At 69.7% G+C, this 15,359-nt stretch carries 13 protein-coding genes; 5 read left to right on the top strand and 8 right to left on the bottom strand.

Annotation, left to right across the window (positions count from 1 at the left end; translation table 11 throughout):
- Window positions 1–131 precede the first annotated feature (131 nt).
- From AB0915_RS01445 to AB0915_RS01425, 5 genes are all read right to left on the bottom strand, one after another.
- The gene (locus tag AB0915_RS01445) at window positions 132–3,629 is read right to left on the bottom strand and encodes a hypothetical protein (protein WP_366689125.1); all 3,498 of its coding nucleotides are present in this window, start codon (window positions 3,627–3,629) and stop codon (window positions 132–134) included.
- A gap of 211 nt (window positions 3,630–3,840) precedes the next feature.
- Window positions 3,841–4,215, bottom strand: coding sequence for a VOC family protein (locus AB0915_RS01440; RefSeq protein ID WP_366689124.1), 375 nt, complete (start codon window positions 4,213–4,215; stop codon window positions 3,841–3,843).
- Window positions 4,216–4,639: 424 nt separating this feature from the next.
- Entirely contained in the window at window positions 4,640–5,170 is a 531-nt protein-coding gene (locus AB0915_RS01435; protein ID WP_366689123.1) for a hypothetical protein, read from the bottom strand.
- A gap of 112 nt (window positions 5,171–5,282) precedes the next feature.
- Complete coding sequence (locus tag AB0915_RS01430; RefSeq protein WP_366689122.1) at window positions 5,283–6,164, bottom strand: NmrA family NAD(P)-binding protein; 882 nt, start codon at window positions 6,162–6,164, stop codon at window positions 5,283–5,285.
- 77 nt (window positions 6,165–6,241) lie between these two features.
- Window positions 6,242–6,664: an ATP-binding protein gene (locus AB0915_RS01425; protein WP_366689121.1), complete on the bottom strand. Its 423-nt coding sequence runs from the start codon at window positions 6,662–6,664 to the stop codon at window positions 6,242–6,244.
- A 134-nt stretch (window positions 6,665–6,798) separates the two neighbouring features.
- Here AB0915_RS01425 and AB0915_RS01420 point away from each other — a divergent pair, with 134 nt between their 5' ends.
- The 3 genes from AB0915_RS01420 (at window position 6,799) to AB0915_RS01410 (ending at window position 9,181) form a co-directional block, all read left to right on the top strand.
- Window positions 6,799–7,674: a helix-turn-helix transcriptional regulator gene (locus AB0915_RS01420; RefSeq protein WP_366689120.1), complete on the top strand. Its 876-nt coding sequence runs from the start codon at window positions 6,799–6,801 to the stop codon at window positions 7,672–7,674.
- On the top strand, window positions 7,671–7,916 hold the full coding sequence (locus AB0915_RS01415; RefSeq protein ID WP_366689119.1) for a DUF397 domain-containing protein: 246 nt from the start codon (window positions 7,671–7,673) through the stop codon (window positions 7,914–7,916). Before AB0915_RS01420 ends, AB0915_RS01415 begins: the two co-directional genes overlap by 4 nt.
- A gap of 308 nt (window positions 7,917–8,224) precedes the next feature.
- Window positions 8,225–9,181, top strand: a complete 957-nt coding sequence (locus tag AB0915_RS01410) for a helix-turn-helix domain-containing protein (RefSeq protein ID WP_366689118.1) — start codon at window positions 8,225–8,227, stop codon at window positions 9,179–9,181.
- Window positions 9,182–9,273: 92 nt separating this feature from the next.
- Here AB0915_RS01410 and AB0915_RS01405 read toward each other — a convergent pair whose 3' ends face one another.
- Together AB0915_RS01405 and AB0915_RS01400 are read right to left on the bottom strand one after the other, a co-directional pair.
- Window positions 9,274–9,537, bottom strand: a complete 264-nt coding sequence (locus tag AB0915_RS01405; RefSeq protein ID WP_366689117.1) for a helix-turn-helix transcriptional regulator — start codon at window positions 9,535–9,537, stop codon at window positions 9,274–9,276.
- Entirely contained in the window at window positions 9,537–10,190 is a 654-nt protein-coding gene (locus AB0915_RS01400; protein ID WP_366689116.1) for a DUF2975 domain-containing protein, read from the bottom strand. The genes AB0915_RS01405 and AB0915_RS01400 overlap by 1 nt, the downstream gene beginning before the upstream one ends.
- Window positions 10,191–10,407: 217 nt before the next feature.
- Here AB0915_RS01400 and AB0915_RS01395 point away from each other — a divergent pair, with 217 nt between their 5' ends.
- Complete coding sequence (locus tag AB0915_RS01395) at window positions 10,408–10,854, top strand: SRPBCC domain-containing protein (protein ID WP_366689115.1); 447 nt, start codon at window positions 10,408–10,410, stop codon at window positions 10,852–10,854.
- A gap of 135 nt (window positions 10,855–10,989) precedes the next feature.
- Window positions 10,990–11,640 carry an HAD family hydrolase gene (locus AB0915_RS01390; RefSeq protein ID WP_366689169.1) on the top strand — a complete coding sequence of 217 codons (651 nt, stop codon included), beginning with the start codon at window positions 10,990–10,992 and terminating at the stop codon, window positions 11,638–11,640.
- 116 nt (window positions 11,641–11,756) lie between these two features.
- On the opposite strand, the gene AB0915_RS01385 is transcribed toward AB0915_RS01390, so the two are convergent.
- Window positions 11,757–15,245: a hypothetical protein gene (locus tag AB0915_RS01385; RefSeq protein ID WP_366689114.1), complete on the bottom strand. Its 3,489-nt coding sequence runs from the start codon at window positions 15,243–15,245 to the stop codon at window positions 11,757–11,759.
- Between the last annotated feature and the right edge of the window lie 114 nt (window positions 15,246–15,359).

Genomic DNA, 15,359 nt, shown 5'->3' with positions numbered 1-15,359 from the left:
CCGGTCCTGGGTGTCCGCCCATGCGGCGTACGAGGTCCAGGGGACCGTGGGGAACTGCGCGCCCGTACGCGAAAGGGCCAGGCGCACCTCCACAGGTGAGGCGCCTGGCCCTTCCGATCGCACCGCCGATGTCAGCGGGCGACCGCCTTCGTCGCCTTGCTGGTGGCCGAGCCGCTGGCGTGACCCGTGCGGCGGGCGGTGACCTTCACGGTGATCTTCTTGCCGCGCTGGGCGGACTTGAGCGTCAACGAGGACTTGGTGGCTCCGGTGATCGCCTTGCCGTTCGCGTACCACTGGTAGGCGTACGAGGTGGGGGCGGGCGTCCAGGTGCCGTGGGCGGCCTTGAGGATGCGGCCGACCTTCGCCGTGCCGGAGATCGTGGGCGCCTTGGTGGCCTTCGGTGCGCTGCCTACGGCGATCTTCACCGCGGCGGTCGTCGCGGAGCCGTCGGCGTGGCCGGCGCGGCGAGCCGTGACGGTGACCGTGACCTTCTTGCCGAGCAGCGTCGCGGGCACGGTGTACGTGGACGCGGTCGCACCCTTGATCGCCTTGGCGTCCACCTTCCACTGGTACGCGTACGAGGTGGCGGACGGTGTCCAACTGCCCGGCGCGGCGGTCAGCTTGGCGCCCACCTTCGCGGTGCCCGTGATCTTCGGGGCGGTCGTCGCCTTGGGCGCCGCCCCCTGGGCGGCCGTGACCGCCGCCGAGGTGGCCTGGACGTCGGGGGTACCAGTGCGGTGGGCCGTCACGGTCACAGTGAGCTTCTTGCCCAGCAGGGTCGCGGGCACGGTGTACGTGGACGCGGTCGCGCCGGACACCGCCTTGCCGTCGGCGTTCCACTGGTAGGTGTACGAGGCCGGGGCGGGGGTCCAGGTGCCGGTGGAGGCGGTGAGCCGCTCACCCACCTTCGCGATGCCGGTGATGGCTGGGGGTGTGCTGTTCTTGAGCGGGGCCCCGGTGACGACGAAACTGCCGCGCTGGTACCCCCACCCGTTGTGGGTGTCGACGCCGACGTTCCAGGTGCCGACGGCGGCCCCGGTCAGGTCGAGGACGGCTGTCAAGGTCCGCCGGTCCGCCGAAACCGCGGTGGTGGTCGAAGTGATCTTCTTGCCGTCGAGCGACAGCACGACCTCGTCGCCCTTGTGCAGGGACGTGCCGGTCAGTTGGACCGTCACCTTGGTGCCGGTGATCCCGGTGGCCGGGGTGATCTGCCCGATGGTCACCTGCTCGGTACCGCAGAGGACGGACGTGCAGACTGCCTGGGCCTCGTACGAGGTCTTGGATGCCGTCTCCGGCAGCGAGAGGACGAGGATGCTCGGGGTGGTCTCCTTGGTGTACGGCTCGTTCACGGCGCATTCGTAGCCGGTGGGGATGAAGCGCATGCAGCCGTTGTCGAGGCTCGAGTCGTACAGCGCGGGCACCGCCGTCTCGGTGGCGCCTGTCGTGTCGCTGATCTTCATGTCGAAGCGGTCGCGGTACGCGGTGGGCAGTGCGGCGCAGACGGCGGTGTGCTGCTCGTCGAGGGTGCCGGTGACCGGTCCGTATCCGTAGGCGATGCTGGGGACCTTCTCGCACTCGGCGGCCGGACCCTCCGCGCCGGCGATGCGCAGGGCGTCGAAGCGGTAGGAGTCGGCGGCCTTCAGCCCCGACCGGACGGTGACCAGGACCTGGTAGTGGGTGGAGCCGGTGACGGCGCACGCCTGGTTCTTGTTGCACAGGGCGGTGCCGTCGGCGTCGTACACCACCACATTCGCGGTGCCGAGCGAATCACGGACATTGATGTGCAGGCTGTCCTTGGCGTCGGCGGTGGTCACCTGGCGGCAGCGCAGCTCGCCGGGGGCGCCCATCGCACCGCCGGTGGACGGACCACCGACCTTCGTCGCCGGGTTCGGGGTACAGCCCTTCGCGGTCGCGGTGACGTCGCGGCGGGTCAGGGTGTAGTCGCCGGCGGTGTCACGGCCGGTCACGAGCACGGTGTGGGCCACGCCGGGCGCCAGTTCGCAGGTCGTCCAGGTGGAAAGGGACGAGTAGATCGAGCAGACCTGCTTGCCGTGGGGGTCCAGGACGGTGAAGGCGGCAGTGGCCGTGGTGCCGGGGGCCGCCTGGAGCTGGAGGTTCTCCCGGGCGCTGTGGTCGTCGGCCGGAATGCTCAGGCAGTGCGAGAAGACACCGTCACCGGTGGAGAGCCGGGCCGCCGGACTCGTCGCGGTGAAGTCCCCCGCCGGAATGGCGGGACAGTTGCTCGCCGCGTCGGTGCGGTGCAGGGCGAGGGCGTACGAACCGGTCGGCTCCGACGAGTCATCGGTGGAGACCAGAGCACGGAACGGGGCCTTGCCGGTGAGCGCGCACGTACCTGCCGAGAGGTCGCTCCAGTCGCAGCGCTGGACGCCGTCGGCGTCGACGACGATCACTTCGGGGCGCGGCCCGGTCCCGTTGAGGGACTTCAGCACGGCCAGGCGGGCGTCCGCGGGGAGCGGCAGGGCCAGACAGTCGATCTCACCGGCCGAAGTGAACGTGCCGCGGTACAGACCGAGTTCGACGGGCTCGCAGCCGGTGGTGGCGGAGCCGTCGAAGATGAGGGTCGGGTCATCGGTGAAGACGATGTAGTCACCGGCGGCGGGAAGGCTGCAGCCGTTCCAGGTGGTGCAGACGGTCTTGCCGTCCCGGTCGTACACGGCGAGCACCGAACGGGCGCCGTCGCGGACGGAGTACACGTTGTAGCGTCCGGCGGCCGGGGCGGTGAACGTCTTGCAGCCGCTGGCCGGGGCCGCGGTCGTGGGTGCGGAGTTGTAGGCGCTCAGGGGGACGTGGGTGCAGCCGGCCGGGTCGGAGATGCGGCGAACGGTGAGGGTGTACTCGGCCGGGTAGCCCCGCTCCGCGTAGCTGACCTGGGAGAGGACCCGGTACGGGCCGTCACCGGGCAGTACGCAGCCCTCGCTGTCGTCCTCGTTGAAGTGCGGGCAGATCCGGGCACCGGACTCGTCGGTGATCCAGGACAGGCTCTCGCCGTACACGGTCGTCTTGACCTTGTTGGTGATCCGCTCACCCGGCTTGCCCGCGAACGGCTGGCACTGGATAGCGGTCGCCCCGGCCGCCGAGCCGATGACGGGGGCGGTGTCCCAGGCGGTTCCGATCTCCGGAGCGCAGCCCTTGGTGGTGCCGAGGGGCACGACGGCGACGGTGGGCTTGCTCGGCTCGGGCCAGTTGTTCGTCAGCCGGAGCGTGAAGGCGCCCGCGCGGGGCAGACGGCACCAGCCGGCACCCCACTCGGGGTCGTAGCAGTCGATCTCCGTATCGCCGTCGTAGACATGGGCGTACGTGTTCCCGCTGTTGCCACCGACGAGCACGACCTTGTGCAGGCCGGGCGCTTCGGCCGTGACGGTGAGGCAGGCCGTCGCGTCAGCGGGGATGGTCACGACACCTTCAGCCGGGGCGGCTTCACCGAAGGCCGAGAGCGGCAGAACGGAACAGTCCTCGTCGGCCGGAGCGGCTGCCGCTGCCGCGGGGGCCGCACCGGCGTACGCCTGGGCGGCGGTCGCGGGGAACAGCAACGAGAGCAGGACCGACAACGTGAGCAGCAGGGCGGTGTACGCCGCGGATCTCGCGGCCGTACCTGGGTGGCTGGGCATTCCGTTCCCCCCGGATCGGTGAAGTGAAGGGTGCGCGCCGGGACTTCACGGACGACGCACGAACGCGCTGCGGTCCCAGGCGCACACCACATGTGTGTGGTGTGTAAAGAATGCACGCGATGATCGCACAGATACACCACCGAACAGTGTCCTGTCTCTGCGATGTGTAGGCAGTCCCGCTCTTCTGTAGGCAGGTACGGCTAAGTCCCGGTCAGCCTCTGACGATGCAGAAGGGATGGCCGGCCGGGTCGGTGAGAACCCGCGCCCTACCAGCCTCATGAGGCTGGTGATCCGGCTTGCCTGCGCCCAGCTCTAGCAACCGGGCCTCGGCCTCGGCCAAGTTCTCCTCGACCTTGAAGCAGATGTGAAGCTGCTGGGGAACGGTTTGGTCAGGCCAGCTCGGAGCCCGGTAGCCGTCGACCCGTTGAAAACCGATGAAGAGTCCGTCCTCACGGTTGAGACTGGCGAAGTCGGCGTCCGACTTCGGGTGGGGTTCGAGGCCGGTGGCCTGCTGATAGAACGCCGCCAGAGCCAACGGATCAGGGCAGTCGAGTGTTATCGCGCTCAACTTCATCTGCAGGGGCATGACACCTCCGGGACGATCAGTGGACTTCCTTGATGCACTCTAGAGGCGGCTGCCTACGGTTGAGCGGGACACCGATCACTCACCCCGTCCCCCTCGACCGTAGGCATCGCAGGTCAGAAGCTCGCCCTGCCCACAGTTATCTGGGACAGGACAAACAGATACCCATTCCCGCGGGGTGCCGGCGGGCCCACTCCGCGAGGCGCCCCGGAAGTTCTTGGGCGGAGCACGACGGCCCCGTCGGAGGGTGGAGGCGGCCCTAGTCTCCCAGCACCGGCTGCATCACGCGCTTCACGATCGGCCCGCCGAGGCGTCCGCCGGAGATGTCCGAGCGGGAGATGTCCCTGTCCGTCGGGTCGATGAAGCATCCACGTTGTCCTAGCCGATTCGGCAAGGACACCAGGTTCTGGACCACCGTCGCTCCCGCTCACTTCACAAGAACGAAGATGGCTGCGAGCGGACCGTAGGCAACCGCAAGCGCGCAGAGGAGCCGCTTCCACTCGAAGGACCATTTGAGCAGGGCCTGCCCCTCGCTGGTGCTGCCCTGCGCCTGGAGCGCTTCGAGGTGGGCTTCTCGGAGCAGCCGAAACGCCCTTTGGTGGGTCGAATAGCCAGTGAAGGCTCCCAGCAGTGAACTACCGAACGCAACCGAACCAATCGGGCGGCCGTCTCTCAACTTGATGGTCAGGCCGTCGTGCACGGTCACTTCCTCGACATCGGTCCAGGCGACGGTCGAGGTCACCAGAAAGTTCGTGATCGACACATGGTCGTCAGTGCTGCGGATGGCAGAGTCCCATCCAAGCGCCCACATGAAGACGGTCACACCGGCGACCGCGAACCCCGCCGCTGGCTCCTCGTCCAGCGGACCTACGATCAAAACCGCACACACGTAGAACGCGATCCCCGCAGCGACGGGAAACCACACGTACGCGGGTCGCCGAATCACCTTGGTCTGCACCGAGAATCACTCCCAAACAGCAGATCCTTTCCGATGGTGGACGCGGGGTCAAGGTCACGCAAGGTGCGTCGGGCGGCGGCAATGGTGCATTTCAGGCTCGGATAAGCGGGTCTCACCCGCAGGGCTTCGGCCAGTCCTGGGTGTCCGCCCATGCGGCGTACGAGGTCCAGGGGACAGTGGGGAACTGCGCGCGCAGCGCCTTCAGGTCCACCTGGTAACCGGTGTTCTCCAGGAAGCTGTACATGGCGAACATGTCGGGGTTGACGGTGCGCAGATCCTCCAGCGGCGTCTGCCGGAACGCGACCGTGCCGCCCGCGGCCCGTCCGATCGCCTCGGCCATCCGGACGGGCGTGGGGTCGTCGCCCGCCACCTCGATCCGCTGCCCGATCCAGCGGTCCGGATCGGCCACGACCGCGGCCACGACCCGGCCCAGATCCTGCCGCGCCACCTGCTGGAGAGGGGTGTCGCCGGAAAGCGGCATGGTGAGGACGCCTGCGGCGACCTCGTCCATCGCGCCCAGCGCGTTGTCGTAGAAGTAGGTCGGTGCCACCACCGTCGCCGGAAGTCCGGAGCCGGCCAGCAGCTCCTCGGTCCTGGCCTTGGTCTCGAAGTGCGGGACGCCGGTGCTGCGGTCCGCACTGGCGACGGAGGCCATCACCAGATGCGGCAGCGCGACGGCCTCGGCGGCCCGTACGATCGCCGCGCCCTGGGCCATCTCAGCGTCCAGACCGTCCTGGAACGGCGTGGTCACGGCGAACGCGGCCGTCGTGCCCCTGAACGCCTCGGCGAGCGAGTCCGCATCGAACAGATCCCCGGCGACGACCTCCGCTCCGGCCACCGCCAGCGCCCTGGCCCGCCCGCTGCGGGGATCACGCACCACGGCGCGGACGGCGCGCCCCGCCTCCAGCAGGGCGGCGGCCACCGCACCGCCCTGGCCGCCGGTCGCTCCGAGTACCGCGATGGACACGGCTTCTCCCTGATCGTCGACGGACATGGGTCCATGCTTACCAGCAGTGGCTTGCCACCGGGAGGACCCCGGGCGGTGGGCGTCGCCCCTGTCTCGTGTCCGTCTCAGTGACGACCGGCACATAACTCGGCCCAGACCGTCTTGCCCACGACCCGGTCGGTGGCTCCCCAGGACGTGGCCAGCGCCTCGACCAGATGCAGGCCGTACCCCGACTCTGCGCCACTCGTCGGCGCACACCGCTGCGGCCCCTGCTCACCCAGTGCGTCCGACACCTCGATACGGAGCTTGTCCGCCAGGTCGAGAAGCCTCAGCTCGAAGTCCCGCCCCTTCACGTGCCCGTGCAGCACCGCGTTCGCCGCCAGTTCGGCCACGACCAGGGCGGCATTGTCGGAGAGCTCGCTCCCGTACCGCACACCCCACTCGTCGAGTTGATGGACAGCGAGCCGGCGGGCGAGCCGTGCCCCGCGGCGGGTGGCGCTGAACCGCTGGACGAACTCGGCGCTCACATGGGTGATTTCGGCGTTCATGTGACTCAGCGTGTCCGGTCCCTCTTACGCTGACCAGGAGTGACACCACGACACCGAGTAGCTGTACGGGCACGCCCGGTCGGCTGTACGAGGCGTCGGCCGTGACCGAGCGGACAGAGAGTGGTGCGGGGCAGATGGCAAACGCGGAACGTGAGGAACGACCGGAGCGACCGGAGCGACCGGCCGAGTCGGACGGGACGGCGCACCTGTTCAGAGCGCTGGGCAGACAGCTCAAGGTGCTGCGGGAGCGCGCCGGACTGAGTCAGAAAGAACTGGGCACGGCAGCGCATTGCGGGGAGGACCTCATCTCCGCGATGGAACGGGGTGTACGGACGCCCCAGCCGGACTTCCTGGACCGCGCCGACACGTTGTTGAACGCAGGTGGGGTGCTGGCGGCGGCGGTCGAGGAGGTACGGGAGGCACTGTCGAGGTCGCGGACGCGGCACCCGGACTGGTTCCGGGACTATGCGCGGGTGGAGGCGGAGGCGGTTGCGGTGCACGATTACAGCAACCAGGCGGTTCCGGGGCTGCTCCAGACCGAGGAGTACGCGCGCGCACTCTTCACCCAACGGCGACCGCTGCTGGACGAGGAGACGATCGAAAAGCGGGTGGCAGACCGACTGGACCGCCAAAGGATTTTCGAGCGCTGGCCCGCCCCGACGATGACGTACGTGTTGGAGGAGGTCGTTCTGCAACGGCCGCTCGGCGGACGTGCAGCCCACAGGCAGCAGTTGGCACGCCTGTTGCACATCGGGCGCATGCGCACAGTGTCACTTCAAATCATGCCGACAGACACCGAGGAGCATCCCAGCCTGGGCAGTTCCTTCATCATGCTCACCCCCAAGGGTCGTCAAGAGGTGGCATACACGGAGACCTACGGGTATCCCCGCCTGATCAACAACCCGGAGGAGGTCCGGGTCTTCAGCGAGCGATATGGGAATATCCGATCGCAGGCTCTCACCAATCGGGAGTCCCTGACGCTGATCGAGAAGATGCTGGGAGAGCGATGAACACCGAGCGACTGCGCTGGTTCAAGAGCAGCTACAGCGACGGCGAAGGCGGCGCCTGCATCGAGGTCGCCTACGACTGGCGCAAGTCCACTTACAGCAGCGGCGAAGGCGGCGCGTGCATCGAGGTCGCGTCCTGCCCCACCACCATCCACATCCGCGACTCGAAGAACATCCAGGGCCCCCACCTCGACGTCGCCCCCGCCACCTGGTCCGCCTTCGTCACGTACGCGCGGCAGGGCTGAGCCACCCGAGCGGCACCGGGTCGCGACAGCCGCGACCCGGTCCGCCACGACCCGGCCGACCGCGTCGTGGCGGGCCCCGACGTAAAAGGCTTTCAAGGCTTTGGGAGAAGAAACTTCCCACCCCAACCCCACCCCAGCCTCACGTAGGGGTCTGTCACTCACACGGGTGAGGTTCGCCAACTGAGCTGGATGTCGAACCGGTTGGCTGGCATATGCTCGCCGCGACAACCACAGACATGCGTCGGCCCCCGGCCGGGACTGCAATCCCGATCGAGGGCCTGACCACCGAGGAAGTTAGGCCCTTCCCGATGGATACCCAGCAGATTAGCGTGCCCTCGCACGCCCCGTCCCGCGTACCCGGGAGCGCCGCGCCGTCGTCCGGCGTCGTGCACATCAACTCCCGGCACACCAGCCGCTTCACCGTGGTCGGCAACCACCTCGCCCAGCACCGCAAGCTCTCGCTCCTCGCGATCGGGCTCGGCCTGCACATCCAGTCGCTGCCCGCCGGAGCGAAGGTCGGCATCAAGACCCTCGCCGAACGCTTCCCGGAGAGCGAAGCCCGTATCGCCGCCGCGTTGCGCGAGCTGGAAGCCCACGGCTACCTGCGACGCACCCGGGAACGCCTCCCCGACGGCCGCGTCGTCACCCGCACCTGCTCGTACAACCAGCCGGGCGCCACCCCGCACGCACCCACGGCACCCAAGCCACAGCCCCGACCGAGGCCGCGACCCGGACGCCCTGTTCCCGCACCCGAGCCGTGTGCGGCGCTCACACCGGTCGCGTCCCCCGCACCCGCATCGCAGCCGCCTGCACCCCTGGCTCCCCACCGGCCCGCAGCGCCGCCCCCGCCGCTCCCCGCGCCCCGTGCCGCCGGCGCCGAGCTGCTCCGCACCGCCGCTGATCTCCTCGCCGGCCTGCGTCGGGACACCCCACAGCTGGTCCTCTCCGAGCGCGACGTCGACCGTCTCAGCCCGGCCGTCGCCGCCTGGCTCGAACGCGAAGCCACCCCCGAGACCATCAGGCGCGCTCTGACCGCCGACCTCCCCATGCCCCTCAAACACCCCGCGAATCTCCTCAGACACCGCCTCGTCGCGTTCCTCCCACCGCCGCTCCCCCTCGCCGCGGTACGCCGGGAGGTGACGCCCTTCCAGACCTGCGACGGCTGCGAACGCGCCTTCCGCTCACCAGCTCCCGGCCACTGCCGGGACTGCCGGACCGACGATCCCCACCCACCTGTCGCCCAGACGATCCATTCCAAGGGGTAGGTGATCGCACGGGTCAGCGACCGAGCGGTGTGAAGTAGTGGGCAGCCATATGGCTCATGGGAAATCGCCCCACGGCGTCGGCCCGGCCCGCCTCAGCGGGCTGTCGGTGGGCTCGCGCGCTCGTCTTCGGTGCTCCGGTACGTGAGCAGGTCACCCGGCTGACAGTCGAGGACCTCGCAGATGCGGGTCAGCGTGGTGAAGCGGATCGCGCGGGCCCGGCCGTTCTTCAGGATGGACAGGTTCACGTTGGTCACGCCGACCCGGGAGGCGAGCTCCGCGAGGGTCATGCCGCGCTCACTCAGCATGCGGTCGAGATGGACCTCGATCGCGTGGCTGTCGTTGTCGTCCGTCGTCATCACACCGTCCCTTCCAGATCCTCCCGCATGGCCACCCCGGCGCGCATGATGCGGGCGAACGTGAGGATGCCCAGAGCTGTGAAAACGAGTGCGTAGGGCGGCTGCCAGGTTCCCGCATCGAAGGTGTAGTCCTGGGCCAGGGTCGCCAGTAGCGCCGCGTGCGCGCCGGCTTCCACCACCTCTGCGACCAGGGAGCCGAGCAGCAGCCACCAGCCTGCGACCCGCAGGTGCTTCACGGTCCGTGCGGTGAAGACTCCCTCGCGGGACGCGCCCTGTATCAAGCGGTTGAGCAGGAAAAGGATGCCCAGGACCAGCAGCAACGACGGGAAGCTGCCGAGGAAGTCGAACAGCCGCTGGGCGCTGTCGGCGTGATCGGTGCAGTACGACGGGCGGGTCATGACATCGACCCCCGCATGGGGCAGGAACCTGTCGGTGAACCCGTCCGTGCTGAAGTCCGAGCGGGACTCGGCACATACGTGCGGACTGCCCCACATCAGGCGCAGCTTGGCGCCGGCCAGGGATCCCACGGCGCCGACGACGAGGCCCACGAGAGCCAGCCGATAGACGCCCCGGACCACAGTGGCGACCGGCTCCAGCAGCCTGGCCTCGGCACGGTCTTCATGTGACGTGGAGCTCTGTACCTCAGCAGACACCAGCAACCGCCCCCTCTTATCGAATATCGATGCTATCGAAGAACGATAAGAGCAACCGCGTCAGTGGTCAACCCGTCTGAACACACGTCAACGCGCACGACGAGCAGGGGGCCTGGCCGCACATCTCCCTGACGTCCGCGACGAGTTCGGAATGTCCCATGGGCGTCGGTGAACCGCATGCACCCCGTTGTCAGAGCCGTGTCCTAGCCTTCCCCCCATGACACAGCCTCTGCGCTACACGGTCACGATCGCCGCGAGTCCCCAGCAGGTGTGGGACACCCTGACCACGCCGGAGGGAACGAAGGCCACGCTCTTCGGCTGCCTGATCGAGTCGTCCTTCGCGGTCGGCAGCCGCGTGGACTTCGTCGGCTACGGCCCCGACGGGGAACGGATCGTGCAGGTCTACGGCGACATCGACGTGTTCGATCCGCTCAGGGAGTTCACCTACATCCAGCATCCGGGACCGGCGCACAACGAGAAGCACGCCGAGACCAGTTGCCGGATGGCCCACCGGCTGACACCCCGCGGGGACTCGACGGAACTCGAACTGACCGTCGACCAGTGGAGCGACGGCAATCCGGCGTACGAACACGCCGCGAGCAGTTATCCCGAGTCCGATTACCTCAAGGGCATCAAGGCGCATGCGGAGACGCTCGCCTCCTGACGCACTCACCGGCGTGACCGGGCCCGGCGGCACCCACTTGCCGCCGGGCCCGTTACGCCGGCGACCGGCCGGCGACCGCCGACTCCTCGCGCATTCGCTGACCGTCGGCGTCCCTATCCTGTCCGGATGACCACGATGGCTGCGCCTCCCCTTGAACTCGTCATATTCGACTGCGACGGCGTGCTCGTCGACAGCGAAAAAATCGCCGTGCGCATCCAGGTCCAAGTGGGCGCCGAGCTGGGGTGGGCGCTGACGGAGGACGAGGTCGTCGAGAAGTTCGTGGGCCGGTCGAACGCGTCCATCGGCGAACTGGTCGACGCCCGCCTGCCGGGCCGGGCCCCGGCCTGGCAAGTGCGGTTCGAGCAACTCCACCGCGATGCGGTGGACACCGAACTCGTCGCGGTCGACGGCATCCACGAAGCGCTGGCCGCCCTCACGCTCCCCAGCTGCGTGGCGTCGAGCGGCAGCCACGAGAAGATGCGTCACACCCTCGGCCACACCGGGCTCCACTCCCACTTCGAGGGCCGGATCTTCAGCGCCAGTGAGGTCGCACGCGGCAAGCCCGCCCCCGATCTCTTTCTCCACGCGGCCCGGCGGATGGGGGTCGAGCCGTCCGCCTGCGTCGTCGTCGAGGACAGCAAGTACGGCGTCCAGGCCGCCCGTTCGGCCGGAATGCGGTCGCTGGGCTTCGCGGGCGGACTCACCCCGGCACACTGGCTGGAGGGCCCGGACACGGTGGTCTTCGATGACATGCGCGAGCTGCCGATGCTCCTGTCCGAAATCTGAGCGTCACGCCTGCATGAGGCAATCGCGGAGCAGCAGGCGGACCATACCCGTACGCGAAAGGGCCGGGCGCACCTCCACAGGTGAGGCGCCCGGCCCTTCCGATCGCACCGCCGATGTCAGCGGGCGACCGCCTTCGTCGCCTTGCTGGTGGCCGAGCCGCTGGTGTGACCCGTGCGGCGGGCGGTGACCTTCACGGTGATCTTCTTGCCGCGCTGGGCGGACTTGAGCGTCAACGAGGACTTGGTGGCTCCCGTGATCGCCTTGCCGTTCGCGTACCACTGGTAGGCGTACGAGGTGGGGGCGGGCGTCCAGGTGCCGTGGGCGGCCTTGAGGGTGCGGCCGACCTTCGCCGTGCCGGAGATCGTGGGCGCCTTGATGGCCTTCGGTGCGCTGCCGGCGGCGATCTTCACCGAGGCGGGCGTCGCGGAACCGTCGGCGTGACCGGTGCGGTGGGCCGTGACGGTGATGGTGAGGTACTTGCCGAGCAGCGACGCCGGGACGGTGTACGTCGACGCCGTCGCGCCCTTGATGGCCTTGCCGTCGGCCTTCCACTGATAGCCGTAGGAGGTGGCGACGGGCGTCCAACTGCCGTTCGTGGTGGTCAGCTTGGCGCCGACCTTCACGGTGCCGGTGATGTTCGGGGTGGTCGTCACCCTGAGCGCCGCGCCCTTGGCGACCGTGAGCGCCGCCGAGGTGGCCGGGACGTCCGCCGTGCCGGTGCGGTGCGCCGTGACAGTGACGCCGATCTTCTTGCCGAGCAGCGAGACCGGGACGATGTACGCGGCGGCGGTGGCCCCGGTGATCGGCTGCCCGTCGGCGTTCCACTGGTAGGTGTACGAGGTCGGGGCGGGGGCCCAGGTGCCGGGGGCCGCGGTGAGGCGGTCGCCGACGCGGGCGGTGGTGCCGATGGTCGGCGGTGCGCTGTTGCGGAGCGGGGCCGAGGTGACGGTGAAGTCGCCCCGCGAGTACTCCCCGCCGTTGTGGGTGATGACGCTCGCGCTCCAGGCGCCCTCGGCCGCCCCCGCCAGGTCCAGCTCGGCGGTCAGGGTGCGGCGGTCGGGCGAGACGGAGACCGTGGTCCCGGTGATCTCCCGGCCGGAGTTCCGCAGCACGAGGCGGTGGTCCTTGTGCAGGGCCGTGCCGGTGACCGTGACCGTCGTCCTCGTACCGGAGACGCCGGTGGCCGGGGTGAGCTTCGTGACGGTCACCCGCTCCATGCCGCAGAGCCCCGGGCAGACCGCCTCGGCCTTGTACGAGGTCCGCGAGGGCTTCTCCGGCAGGGAGAGAACCAGGATGCTCGGGGTGAGCTCCCTGGAGTACCTCTCGATCACCTTGCACGAGTAGCCGCTGGAGGTGGAGTACGTGCAGCCGTTGTCGAGGCTCGGGTCGTACAGCGCGGGCACCGCCGTATCGGTGGCGCCCGTCGTGTCGCTGATCTCCATCGTGAAGCGGTCGCTGTACGCGGTGGGCAGCGCGGCGCAGACGGCGGTGTGCTCCTCGTCGAGGGTGCCGGTGACCGGGCCGTAGCCGTACGCGATGCTCGCGACCTTCTCGCACTCGGCGGCCGGTCCCTGGGCACCGGCGATGCGCAGGGCGTCGAAGCGGTACGAGTCGGGGGCCTTCAGCGTCGCGGGGACGGTGACCAGGACCTGGTAGTGGGTGGAGCCGGTGACGGCGCACGCCTGGTTCTTGTTGCAGAGGAGGGTGCCGTCGTCGCCGTGCACCACCACGTCGGCGGTGCCGAGCGGGTCGCGGACGTCGATGTGCAGGGTGTCCTTGGCGTCGGCGGTGGTGACCTGGCGGCAGCGCAGCTCGCCGGGGGCGCCCATGGTGCCGCCGGTGGACGGGCCGCCGGGCTTCGTCGCCGGGTTCGCGGTGCAGCCCTTGGCGGTCGCGGTGACGTCGCGGCGGGTCAGGATGTACTTGGCGGGGGTGTCGCGGCCGGTGACCAGCACGGTGTGGGCGACGCCCGGGGTCAGCGCGCAGGTCGTCCAGCCGGAGACGGAGGGGCCGATCGAGCAGATCTGCTTGCCCTGGACGTCCAGGACGGTGAACCGGGCGAGGGACGTGGTGCCGGGTGCCGCCTGGAGCTGGATGTTCTCCCGGGTGCTGTGGTCGTTCGCCGGAATACTCAGGCAGCGCGAGAAGACGCCGCCGCCGGTCGCGACGCGGGCGGTGGGCCCGGTCGCGGTGAAGTCGCCTGCCGGGACGGCCGGGCAGTCGCCCGCCGCGTCGGTGCGGTGCAGGGCCAGGGTGTACGGGCCGGTCGGCTTCGACTCGCTGGTGGTGGAGACCAGGGCCCGGAACGGTGCCTTGCCGGTGAGTCCGCAGGTCCCGTCGGTGAGGCGGGACGGGTCGCAGCGCTGGATGCCGTCGGCGTCGACGACGGTCACGTCGGGGTGGGGCGCGGGCCCGTAGAGAGCCTCCAGCGCCGCCAGCCGGGCGCCCTCGGGGAGCGGCAGCGACAGGCAGTCGATCTCGCCGCCGACGGTGAGCTGCGACTTGTGCACGCCGAGTTCGACCGGCTCGCAGCCGGTGGTGGCGGAGTGGTCGATAACGAGTGTGGGGGCGGCGGTGAAGACGGTGTAGTCACCGGCGGCGGGGAGGGTGCAGACGTCCCAGGTGACGCAGGCGGTCCTGCCGTCCCGGTCGTACACGGCGAGCGCGGAGCGTACGCCGTCGTGGACCGCGTACGCGTCGTAGCGTCCGGCGGCGGGGGCGGTGAAGGTCCGGCATCCGTGGGCCGGGTCGGCGGCGGTGGGGCCGGAGTTGTATCCGTTCAGCGCCGGGTGGGCGCAGCCGGCCGGGTCGGAGATGCGGCGGACGGCGAGGGTGTACTCGGCGGGGAAGCCGTACTCGGCCTGGCTGACCTGCGAGAGGACCCGATAGGGGCCGTCGCCGGGCAGTACGCAGCCCTTGTTGCCGTCCTCGTTGGGGTACGGGCAGATCACGGCGCCGGTCTTGTCGGTGATCCACGACAGGCTCAGGCCGGACGCGGTCGTCCTGATCTCGTTGGTGATCCGCTCGCCCGGCTTGCCGGTGAACGGCTGGCACTGGATGGCGGTCGGCCCGGCGGCCGAGCCGACGACGGGGGCGGTGTCCCAGGACGTGCCGGTCTCGGGCGCGCAGCCCTCGGTGGTGCCGAGGGGGACGACGGCCACGGTGGGCCTGCTCGGCTCCGACCAGTAGTTGTACAGCCGGAGCGTGAACTCGCCCGAGCGGGGCAGCGGGCACCAGCCGGCACCCCACCGGGGGTCGTAGCAGTCGATCTCCGTCCCGCCGTCGTAGACATAAGCGTGCGTACTGGCGTTGGCACCACCGGCGACCACGACCCTGTGCAGCCCCGCGGCCCCGGCCGTGAACGTGAAGCAGGCCGTGCCGTCGCCCGGGATCGTCGGCCTGCCCTCCGCCGGGGCGGCCTCTCCGAAGCCGGAGAGCGGCAGGGCGGCGCAGGCCTCGTCGGCCGTGGCGTCGGCCGCCGCCACTGCGGGGGCGTACGCCTGGGCGGCGGTCGCGGGGATCAGCAAGGAGAGCAGGACCGACAGGGCGAGCAGCAAGGAGGCGTACGCCGCGGATCTCGCGGCCGTACGTGGGTGGCTGGGCATTCCGTTCCCCCCGGACAGATGAAGTGAAGGGTGCGCGCCGGGACTTCACGGACGACACGCGAACGCGCTGCGGTCCCAGGCGCACACCACATGTGTGTGGTGCGTGAAGGATGC

The organism is Streptomyces sp. NPDC048411 (genome assembly GCF_040704695.1).
Taxonomy (GTDB): domain Bacteria; phylum Actinomycetota; class Actinomycetes; order Streptomycetales; family Streptomycetaceae; genus Streptomyces.
This window is presented reverse-complemented; position numbering and strand designations above follow the sequence as displayed.